The following is a 568-nucleotide window of genomic DNA, read 5'->3' on the forward strand; positions in this document are numbered from 1 at the left end:
TAATTGGTGGTCTGGGCTGTTTCCCTTTCGACTACGGATCTTATCACTCGCAGTCTGACTCCCGGAACAAGATCAGTGGCATTCGGAGTTTATCTGAATTCAGTAACCCAAGACGGGCCCCTAGTCCAAACAGTGCTCTACCTCCACGATCCTTAACTTCCGAGGCTAGCCCTAAAGCTATTTCGGAGAGAACCAGCTATCTCCAAGTTCGTTTGGAATTTCACCGCTACCCACACCTCATCCCAGCATTTTTCAACATACACGGGTTCGGTCCTCCGGTGTGTTTTACCACACTTTCAACCTGGACATGGGTAGGTCACTTGGTTTCGGGTCTACGTCATCATACTCAAGCGCCCTATTCAGACTCGCTTTCGCTACGGCTCCGGCTTTTCACCTTAACCTGGCATGATAACGTAACTCGCCGGTTCATTCTACAAAAGGCACGCCATCACCCCTTAACGGGCTCTGACTACTTGTAGGCACATGGTTTCAGGAACTATTTCACTCCCCTCCCGGGGTGCTTTTCACCTTTCCCTCACGGTACTGGTTCACTATCGGTCACTAGGTA

Annotated in this window: 1 rRNA gene; it reads right to left on the reverse strand. The window is 50.4% G+C overall.

From position 1 onward, the window contains the following. Positions 1-568, reverse strand: a 23S ribosomal RNA gene (locus tag LPAF129_RS11065); the annotation flags it as partial.

It is taken from the genome of Ligilactobacillus pabuli, assembly GCF_022836475.1.
GTDB lineage: Bacteria > Bacillota > Bacilli > Lactobacillales > Lactobacillaceae > Ligilactobacillus > Ligilactobacillus pabuli.